Below are 3,884 nucleotides of genomic sequence, written 5' to 3'. Positions count from 1 at the left end.
TGTGCTTATATATAATAGGAGCGATAGCATGTATCGCTGCTTTATGTTTGTCTTTATACTTTTTATTTTTAGTTTCTCAATCTTTTACACTAAGCTCGATGGTTGCAATAGCTTCTGGCGGAGTCACATACCTGTCAGTTAAAGCATGTAGCGAGATACATGCCTTGCATAACGAAAGCACTTTAGTGGAAAATGCTAATGTACAACTTGCAGGAGAAAGTTTAGGTGTTTGATGAAGCTAGAAATTACTTGCAGGCAATGATATAGAAATTTACTTTCTTAACTTCAGAAAGTATACTCATACGATGATAGAAAAGAAGTACAGTAAGATTTTAATAGCAAACAGAGGAGAGATTGCCTGCAGGATTATCAGAACTGCCCATAAGATGGGTATATCTTGTGTGTGCATATACTCGGATGCAGATGTAAATTCTGTGCATGTAAGACAAGCAGATGAGTCAAGATATATCGGCCCTTCGCCATCTTGCCTCAGTTATTTAAACATTGAAAAAATATGTGAAGTAGCAGTTGAAACAGGTGCTGAGGCAGTTCATCCTGGCTATGGTTTTTTAGCAGAGAATCCAGATTTTCCACGTGCTCTTCAAAAACATAATATAGACTTCATCGGTCCCAGTGCAGAAACAATAGAAGTTACAGCCAACAAAATAACAGCAAAAGAAGCTGCAAGAAAAGCTGGAGTGAATGTAGTGCCAGGATATATGGGTAAGATCAGCGATGCTGCCCACGCAGCTCAAGTTGCTAAAGAGGTCGGTTTTCCCGTTATGCTCAAAGCTGCATCAGGCGGTGGTGGCAAAGGAATGCGAATTGTAAACTCCAAAAAAGAAATTGAACTAGCATTTACATCAGCCACAAATGAAGCAGAGAAAAGTTTTAAGGATGGCAGTATCTTTATAGAGAAATATATAGAGTTGCCAAGACATATTGAAATACAAATCATAGCAGATAAATATGGCAATATAGTTTGTCTTGGAGAAAGAGAATGCTCGATACAAAGGAATAATCAGAAAATAATAGAAGAAACGCCAAGTCCATTCATTAGTGAAGAAGTAAGACAAAAAATGTATGTTCAATGTGTTTCTCTGGCAAAGCAAGTTGGCTATTTTTCAGCAGGCACTGTTGAGTTTGTTGTAGATAAAGACCAAAACTTCTATTTTCTTGAGGTAAATACGAGATTGCAAGTTGAGCATCCAGTAACAGAATTTATAACTGGAATAGACATAGTAGAAGAAATGATTAGAACTTCCTGTGGAGAGAAATTGAGATTCAATCAGGATGATATTAAACTTACTGGTTCTGCAATAGAAAGTAGAATTTGCGCTGAAGACCCATCGAAGAAATTTTTCCCTTCCAGCGGAAGAATAAAATATTACGATAAACCGGGTGAAAATGATTATGTAAGAATAGATGATGGAGTTGCTGCAGGTTCAGAAATTAGCATGTTCTATGATTCGATGATTGCCAAAGTGATAACATATGGAAAAGATAGAGTAGAAGCGATCAGCAGAATGCAAAAAGCATTGTCTGAATGCTATATAGAAGGAGTAACAAATAATATAGAATTTCTAGAATCCATCTTCCATCACCCAAATTTTATCGCAGCAAAGCTCCATACGAGATTCATTCCAGATCATTACCCTAGTGGGTTTCACGGCGATTTTGTTACAGAGGAGTATATTAAAATATTTATTTTCACTGCGTTATATGTTCATTTGGAAAATGAAGAAAGGTACCATCATAAAGCAGTGAATGAAACATCTCAGGTGTCATTCCAGTGCGTGACACTGGAATCTAGTAAAAAAGAAGGGGCACCAGTATCAGCTACTCGGATGGCAGGTGACCGTGCAAGAGATTTATTCATAGTGAATATAAATGACAATGAGTACTCCGTAAATGCAAAATACCAAGATAATATATTAATAACGGTATATAATCACAATAAATACTCCGTTATAGGCAAGTGGAAATCAAGTTATAGATTGCTATATATCACAATTAATGACGATACCAATATAGCACTTAAAATAGAAAGACAAGGCAGCAAGTACTTCATAAGGCATGCAGGCATGAAAGCTGAGTGTTGTATATTTAAGCCTCATGTAGCTGAATTAAGTAGGTTAATGCTAAATAATGAAACAGAAGGGATTTCAGCAGATGCTGTAAAATCCCCAATATCTGGTTTATTAGTTAAATTGCACGTAAATGTAGGAGATCAGGTGGAAATAGGACAACCTTTATTTGTGGTGGAGGCAATGAAAATGGAAAATATCATATGTGCTGAAGCAGCAATGGTGATAAAAAATATTCCCGTTCAAGAAGGAAAAAATGTGCAGATTGGTGATGTAGTCTGCTTTCTTAAATAACATAAGAAGTACAAACTTGACCCAAACAAGATAAATGAAAACACTTGATGAGCTATGGCAATGGCTATTGGTATGTGCAATAATAGAGTAATTACACCTAAAATGATCTGAATGACGACGGAGAGCAGCATAATATATACCGGTTTTATGCTAGCATTTTTTACTGTGAGTATTACTACCAAAGTTAGTATTAGCAATGCCAGTGCTCGATGTATAAATTGCACTGTCGCTCTGTTCTCAAAGATATTCAGCCATGTAGGCTGTAAGAAAAATAAATCTTCTGGAACGATTTGTCCGTCCATTAGTGGAAAGGTATTGTAAATTAGACCAGCATTTAATCCTGCAACAAATGCGCCGAAAATTATTTGTATCATGATCAGAACTAAAATAATTCCTACGTAGTACTTGGTGTTACAACTAATCTTAAGTTTAGTTTGCTTTGGCCTGATTTGGTAATCAAAAAATTGATATGAAAATAATGCAAAGATAATTAATGCTAATAATAAGTGAAGTGCGAGCCTATAGTGGCTAACATGAGGCTTGGCTACCAAGCCGCTTTTTACCATATACCAACCAGCAAAAGCTTGTAAAGCTCCAAATAATAATGCCACAAATAGCTTTATTACTACCTTTTTAGATATTTTTCTTCTTAATGTAAAATATATAAATGGCAGGACAAAAACTAAACCTGTTAGTCTTGCAACCAATCTGTGTACATATTCTATTAAGTATATAGCGCGAAACTCCTCCATACTAATACCATAGTTAAGTGCTTTATATTCAGGTGTAGCTTCGTATTTTAATTTTTCTTGTAGCCAGTCTTGTTCACTCAGTGGTGGTAATGTTCCAGTAATGGGTTTCCACTCCGTGATTGACAATCCTGCTTTTGAAAGTCTGGTAAATCCACCAATCCCTACCATGAGAATTACCATGACCGAGCAGAGAAAAAGCCAAATAGCTACAGGTTTTGCTTCCATAAACCATGCTGAGTTTTGTTCCATCGCTCAGGGTAAAGAATAAATTCCCATAAGGCAAGAAAAGCTGCAACACTATGTAGCAGACTATAGACCGGAAAAAATATCGATACTATATAAAAATAAAAAGGCATCTTTTGCTGTTTGACAGCTATTACCAAAAGAATCAGGTTAGTAACGTATACCACTACAAAGTAGTACAAAAATAATTCATTTAAAACTTTAGTTAATATCAATGAAAGCAGTAAAAATGGAGTAGTAAAAAATATAAAAGCTGCAGAGCCAACAAAAAGATTCAATAGCAAAATTCCCTTAAATCCAGTGTGTTTATAAAGTGACTTTATATTTTTTAAATGAACAATATAAGTTTGCATATAGCCTTTGATCCAGCGCGCTCTTTGCTTAATCCAAGCAAATACAGCAATTGGTGACTCTTCCAATGTTTCTGAGTCAATCATCCTGGTTTTATATCCCATTTGCGCAAGTCTCAAACCAAGGTCAGCATCTTCGGTAACACTATAAGCATCCC

3 protein-coding genes and 1 pseudogene are annotated in these 3,884 nt (G+C 35.8%); 2 read left to right on the top strand and 2 right to left on the bottom strand.

Annotated features, from left to right (window positions below):
* Window positions 1-233, top strand: a pseudogene (locus WG67_RS08235) (ankyrin repeat domain-containing protein); the annotation flags it as partial.
* A gap of 72 nt (window positions 234-305) precedes the next feature.
* Window positions 306-2,381 (top strand): acetyl-CoA carboxylase biotin carboxylase subunit, encoded by a 2,076-nt coding sequence (locus WG67_RS01860; RefSeq protein ID WP_070356813.1) that lies wholly within the window; start codon window positions 306-308, stop codon window positions 2,379-2,381.
* Here the strand turns inward: WG67_RS01860 and WG67_RS01855 are convergent.
* On the bottom strand, window positions 2,330-3,358 hold the full coding sequence (locus WG67_RS01855) for a COX15/CtaA family protein (protein WP_038198748.1): 1,029 nt from the start codon (window positions 3,356-3,358) through the stop codon (window positions 2,330-2,332). The genes WG67_RS01860 and WG67_RS01855 overlap by 52 nt on opposite strands.
* Window positions 3,340-3,884: glycosyltransferase family 2 protein (locus WG67_RS08230; RefSeq protein ID WP_458694982.1), on the bottom strand; the 545-nt coding region annotated here is incomplete at its 5' end. The genes WG67_RS01855 and WG67_RS08230, both read right to left, overlap by 19 nt.

Origin of the sequence: Wolbachia endosymbiont of Drosophila incompta (assembly GCF_001758565.1) — a bacterium.
Lineage (GTDB): Bacteria > Pseudomonadota > Alphaproteobacteria > Rickettsiales > Anaplasmataceae > Wolbachia > Wolbachia pipientis.
The sequence above is the reverse complement of the archived record's forward strand: the minus strand, read 5'-3'. Positions and strand labels throughout refer to the sequence as shown.

Coding starts and splice junctions, on each gene's coding strand:
- WG67_RS01860 (WP_070356813.1), top strand. CDS start 306: ATGATAGAAAAGAAGTACAGTAAGATTTTAATAGCAAACAGAGGAGAG.
- WG67_RS01855 (WP_038198748.1), bottom strand. CDS start 3,358: ATGGAAGCAAAACCTGTAGCTATTTGGCTTTTTCTCTGCTCGGTCATG.